This window comes from Xanthomonas sp. SHU 166, from assembly GCF_000364685.1.
In the GTDB taxonomy this organism is placed as follows: domain Bacteria; phylum Pseudomonadota; class Gammaproteobacteria; order Xanthomonadales; family Xanthomonadaceae; genus Xanthomonas_A; species Xanthomonas_A sontii.
Window position 1 is genome coordinate 1 of record NZ_AQOJ01000638.1, and the last position, 5,972, is coordinate 5,972.

Sequence of the window (5,972 nt, forward strand, 5' to 3'; positions counted from 1 at the left end):
CTGACCATCAGCCGGCGCCTGGTGGAACTGATGGGCGGACAACTGGAAGTGCAGAGCGCCCCCGGCCAGGGCAGCGATTTCTACTTCGTCATTCCGTTCGCGGTGGCGCCGGCACCGGCCGACGACGACGCACCGGCGCAGGCGCGGCGGGTGCTGATCGCCGACGACCACGACCTGGTGAGACGCAGCCTGACCGACATCGCCAACGGCTTCGGCTGGCAGGTGGAAGCGGTGTCCAGCGGCACCGCCGCGTTGGCCGCGGCCGCGCCGGAACGGGCCGAGTTCGACGTGATCCTGCTGGACTGGCGCATGCCCGACCTGGACGGGTTGAGCGTGGCCCAGCGCATCCGCGCGCAATCGGCGCCGGACCGGCAGCCGATCATCGTCATGGTCACCGCCTACGAGCGGCGCATGATCCAGGAGCAGCAGCCTGGCGTCGCCGACGTGGATGCGGTGATGACCAAGCCGGTCACCGCCTCGGCCCTGCAGCGCACCATCGCCATGCTGCTGGCGCGTCGCAACGGCGAGCTGCCCGCGGCAGCGCCCGGCGACGGCGTCGCACGCCTGGCCGGGGCCCGCTTGCTGGTGGTCGACGACAGCGACATCAACCGCGAGGTCGCGCAGCGCATCCTCGAAGGCGAAGGCGCGCTGGTCGAGCTGGCGCAGGACGGCGCCCAGGCGCTGCAGCGGCTACGCCGCGATCCCGGCCGCTTCCACGTCGTGCTGATGGACGTGCAGATGCCGACCATGGACGGCTACGAAGCCACCCGGCAACTGCGTGCCGATCCGGACCTGGCCGCCGTACCGGTGATCGCCCTCACCGCCGGCGCCTATCGCCAGCAGCAGGAGATGGCGCTGTCCAGCGGCATGAACGGCTTCATCGCCAAACCGTTCCAGGTCGAGAACCTGATCGCGATCATCCGCCGGTTCCTGCCGCCGAACCTGACCTCGCTGCCGCTGCTGCCGCTGGCGGTGCCACCGCCGGTGCTGCCGGCGGACGACTGGCCGGTCAGCGACCCTGCGTTGCTCGATACCGTCCAGGCGCAGCGGCTCTGGGGCGAACGCGAGCCGTATCGGCGCTATCTGCTGAAGCTGTTGCAGGAACATCCCGACCCGGCGGCCAGCGTCCGCACCCTGGTGGAAGCGCAACGGCCGGCCGAGGCCGTGTCGCTGGCGCACAAGTTGCGCGGCTCCGCCGGATCGCTGGCCTTGCCGGCGTTGAGCATCGCCAGCGCCGCCCTCGAAGAACGCTTGAGCACGGCGCCGACGCAGGCCGATGCCGAGATCGCCGCGCTGGCCGCGGCGATGGCCGACACCGCGGCCGAAGTGCTGCGCTTCGCCGACGCCACCCAGGGTGCGGCGCCACCCGCGGCAGCGAACCTCGCCGCGGTCGATCCGGCGACGCTGCAGGCGTCCTGGTATCAGGTGCTGCAGGTGCTGGACAGCGACGATCCGGACCGCATCGACCGCACGCTGCGGCAACTGGCGCCGGTCCTGCCGGCGGCACAGGCCGCCGAACTGCAACTGTTGCTGGAGAATTTTTCCTTCCGCGAAGCCGAGGCTCAAGTCAGGCGATGGCTGGCCGATGATCAAAATCATAAGAGTGCGCCGCCCGCGCAGCAGCGCGTATCAGACGGGAACACGCCATGACCCAGCCTTGCATCCTCTGTGTCGATGACGAACCCAGCAACCTGGCGCTGATCCGCCAGCTCCTGCGCGAGGACTACGCGCTGGTGTTTGCCAAGAACGGCGCCGAAGCCCTGCGCGGGGTGGCCAAGCACCGCCCGGCGCTGATCCTGCTGGATGTCGACCTGCCCGACATCGACGGCTACACCCTCGCCCGCACCCTGAAGGAAGATGCGCGCAGCGCGGCGATCCCGATCATCTTCGTCACCGGCAAGGACAAGGACACCGACGAGAGCATCGGGTTCGACGCCGGCGGCGTGGACTACATCACCAAGCCCTACTCGCCGAGCATTCTGCGCGCGCGGGTGCGCACCCACCTGTCGCTGGTCAGCGCCACCAGCCTGGCCGACAGCCATCGCGACGCGATCCAGATGCTGGGCATGGCCGGCCACTACAGCGACTCGGACACCGGCACGCATATCTGGCGCATGGCCGCCTACGCCCGCGCGCTCGCGCTGGCCGCCGGCTGGTCGTGCGAGGACGCCGATCTGCTGGAACAGGCCGCGCCGATGCACGACACCGGCAAGATCGGCATCCCCGATGCGGTGCTGAAGAAGCCCGGGCCGCTGGACGCCGACGAGTGGCAGGTCATGAAGCGGCACCCGCGGATCGGCTACGACATCCTCAGCCGCAGCAGCGCACCGCTGTTCCGGCTAGCCGCCGAGGTCTCCCTGTACCACCACGAGCACTGGGACGGCGGCGGTTACCCGGCCGGCGTTTCAGGCACGCAGATTCCCGAATCGGCACGGATCGTGGCGCTGGCCGACGTGTTCGATGCGCTCACCTCACCGCGCCCGTACAAGGACGCATGGCCGCTGGAGCAGGCGATGGCGCTGTTCCGCGACAAGGCCGGCAGCCAGTTCGAGCCGCGTCTGGTCGAGTTGTTCGAGGCGATCCTGCCGCAGATCCTGCAGATCCAGGCGTACTGGAACGAGCGCGAGACCGAGGATGACCCGCCGCCACGCGGCAAGGCGCAGACCGCGCTGGGGCATCACGGCAATTGATACAAGCCCCTCTCCCCCCGGGAGAGGGGGTTGGGGTGAGGGGACGGCGCGAAGCGACGCGCAGAGATCGAGGACACGCGGCGTCGCCCGTCCCCTCACCCGCCCCTTCGGGGCCCCTTCTCCCGGATGGAGAAGCAACAGCGCGTTACGCTCCGCGACGTGCGTGCCCGGTCACGCCCATCGCGGCTGAAGCCACTCCTTCAGAAAGACACACGAGGCACCGCTTCTCAGCGCCGCTGCAGACGCCAGGCGCGGTGGATGCGCGGGTTGCGCTCGAAATCCACGTCGATGGTCTGCGCGCTGATCTCCTCGCATACCGCGAATTCGGCCAGCGCGTTCTCGTCCAGCTTGAAGCGGCGGAAGTTGTTGGAGAAGTACAGCACGCCCTCGGGCATCAGCCGCGCCACCGCCGCGCGCAACAGCCGCACGTGCTCGCGCTGGATGTCGAAATCCTCGGCGCGCGCGGAGTTGGAGAAGGTCGGCGGGTCGCAGAAGATCACGTCGTAGCGGTTCTTCTCCGCTTCCAGCCAGCTCAGCGCGTCGGCCTGCACCAGCCGGTGCTGGGCGCCGCCCTTGCCGTTGAACGCCAGGTTGTCGGCGCACCACTGCAGATAGGTGCCGGACAGGTCCACGCTGGTGGTGGAATCGGCGCCGGCCACCGCCGCCTGCACGCTGGCCACGCCGGTGTAGCAGAACAGGTTGAGGAAACGCTTGCCGCGCGCCTGCTGCGCCATCACCCCGCGCAGCGGGCGGTGGTCGAGGAACAGCCCGGTATCCAGGTAGTCGAACAGGTTCACCCGCAGCAGCGCGTCGTGCTCGCGCACCACCAGGAACTCGCCGCGCTGCTCGAAACGGCCGTACTTGCTGCCGCCCTTGCCGCGTTCGCGGGTCTTCAGCGCCACCTGCTCGGCCGGCACCGCGAACACCTCGCGCGCCGCCGCCAGCAGTTCGTTGCGGCGGCGGCGCACGTCCACGTCGGGAATGCTGTCCGGCGCCGCGTACTCCTGCACGTGCAGGAACGTGCGCGCCTGGCCGCCGTCTTCCTGGTACACGTCGATCGCCGCCGCGTACTCGGGCAGGTCGGCGTCGTAGGCGCGGTAGCAGCCGATCCGCGCGCGCGCGCGCCAGGTCTTGAACTTGCGCAGGTTCTTGCGCAGGCGGTTGGCGACCATCTGCGCGCCGTCGCTGAGCGCACGCGGTTCCTCCGCGGCGCCGGCCCGCGGCGCGACCGCGATCGGGTCGCAGACGATCAACGGGCATTCCAGCGCGCCGTTGAACATCTGGTACTTCTTGGCCGCGCGCAGGCCGGTGGCATAGGCCAGTTCGTCGCTGCCGCACAGCAGGCTGGCGCGCCACTGCGGCACCGCGCGCTTGAGCGCATCGCCCAGGCGCCGGTACAGCGCCGCGTCGGCGGCCAGGCGCTCGTCGTAGGGGGGATTGCACACCACCGTGCCCAGCGCCTGCGCCGGCGCAGGCAACGCCGCGACGTCGTGCGCGGCGAAGGAGATCGCCTCGACCACGCCGGCCGCCAGCGCGTTCTCGCGCGCCGCGCGCAGCGCATGCGGGTCGATGTCGCTGGCGTACAGCACCGGCCGCAACGCGGCGCGACCGGCCTGGGCGCGCTGCCGTGCCTCGGCCAGCAGCGAACGCCAGGACGCCACGTCGAACCCCAGCCAGCGACTCGGCGCGGCATCGGCATCAGTGTCGCCGCGCTGCTGCGCCGCCAGTTCGCCGCGCAGCAGGCCCGGCGCGACATCGGCGGCCATCAGCGCGCCTTCGATCAGCAGTGTGCCGCTGCCGCACATCGGATCCAGCAGCCCGCCACCCTGCGCATACAAGGCCGGCCACTGCCCGCGCAGCAGCACCGCCGCAGCCAGGTTCTCCTTCAGCGGCGCCTCGTTCTGCGCCTGGCGCCAGCCGCGCCGGTGCAGCGAGCCGCCGCCCAGGTCCACCGACAGCGTCGCGCGGCCCTTGCGCAGCGACAGGTTCAGGCGCAGGTCCGGGTGCTCCACGTCCACCGACGGCCGCTCCAGGCCCTCGCCGCGCAGCGTGTCCACCACCGCATCCTTGACCCGCTGCGCCGCGAAGCGCGCATGGGTGATGCCGGTGCCGGACACATGCGCATCCACCGCGAGGGTGTGCTGCGGCGCCAGATGGCTGCGCCACGGCAGCGCGGCCACGCCGGCGTACAGTGCCGCCTCGTCGGGGCAGTCGAAGGACTGCAACGGCCACAGCACCCGGCTGGCCAGGCGCGACCACAGCACCGCGCGCTGCGCGTCCTGCAGGCTGCCTTCGGCATTGACCCCGGCGACGGTGGCGGTGGCCTGCGCCACGCCAAGCGCGAGCAGTTCATCGACGAGCAGGTATTCCAGGCCCTTGGCGCAGGAGACAAAGAATTTCACGGAAGGCGGACCAGGACGGACGGGAGGGAGGCACGGCGGGCGCCGCGCGCGTGGCGCATCGCAGCGCCGGATCCGGCGTTACCGCGGCCGCGGCCGCGGATCGAGGGATGGGCACGCGCACGCACCGCACCGGAACGGCGCGCAGAATACCACAGGGTCCGTGCGCCCCTGCCTGCTGCGCGGTGCCCTGGCGCAGGGTGCGCCGCGGCCGTCACTGGCCTCGTGTGACGGGCACAGCGACGTCGCCCGCCGGCGTTCGCTTCGCGACCACCCCGCGCCGTGGCAGATGAAGCTGGCGCTGCAGACGCGCCCTCCTGACGCCTTGGTGCGCGACGCATCGCGCAATGCGAGACCACGAATCCGGCGCCGGGCATGCCCGGCGGCAGACCCCGTCGACGGCAGCGTACGCCGCTCACCACGGCGTCAGCCGCCACGCCTCGGGATCGGCCTGCAAGCGCTGCTGCAGGCGCAGCGTGTCCAGGAACTCCGCATCGTGCGAGACCACCAGCAGCGCGCCGGGGTACTGCAGCAGCACCGCGCGCAACGCGTCGCGGGCTTCGCGGTCCAGGTGGTTGTCCGGCTCGTCCAGCAACAGCAGTTCGGCCGGCGGCGTGCGGTAGAAGGCGCAGGCCAGCGCAGTCTTCAGCCGCTCGCCGCCGCTGAGCTGGCCGCAGGGCACGCCGATGCGCTGCGCATCCAGGCCGAGCAAGGCCAGCCGCGTGCGCAGGTCGGCGAGTGCGATGCCGGGCGTGGCGGCCTGCACCTGCGCCAGCGCGGTGGCAGCCGGGTCCAGCGCCGCCAACGACTGGTCCAGGTAGGCGCTGGCGGCGCGCACCCGGCAACTGCCGGACAACGCCGCCACCTGCCCGGCCAGCACCCG

4 protein-coding genes are annotated in these 5,972 nt (G+C 71.3%); 2 read left to right on the top strand and 2 right to left on the bottom strand.

From position 1 onward, the window contains the following. A partial coding sequence (locus D180_RS15455; RefSeq protein WP_017913509.1) for a response regulator occupies nt 1-1,650 on the top strand: 1,650 nt, incomplete at its 5' end. Then, nucleotides 1,647-2,690, top strand: a complete 1,044-nt coding sequence (locus D180_RS15460) for an HD domain-containing phosphohydrolase (RefSeq protein WP_017908816.1) — start codon at nt 1,647-1,649, stop codon at nt 2,688-2,690. The genes D180_RS15455 and D180_RS15460, both read left to right, overlap by 4 nt. Nucleotides 2,691-2,917: 227 nt before the next feature. Here D180_RS15460 and rlmKL read toward each other — a convergent pair whose 3' ends face one another. Next, entirely contained in the window at nt 2,918-5,092 is a 2,175-nt protein-coding gene (gene rlmKL, locus D180_RS15465) for a bifunctional 23S rRNA (guanine(2069)-N(7))-methyltransferase RlmK/23S rRNA (guanine(2445)-N(2))-methyltransferase RlmL (RefSeq protein ID WP_017913510.1), read from the bottom strand. Between the two features lie 412 nt (nt 5,093-5,504). Then, nucleotides 5,505-5,972, bottom strand: a 468-nt coding sequence (locus D180_RS15470; protein WP_017913511.1) for an ATP-binding cassette domain-containing protein, incomplete at its 5' end; no start/stop codon positions are given.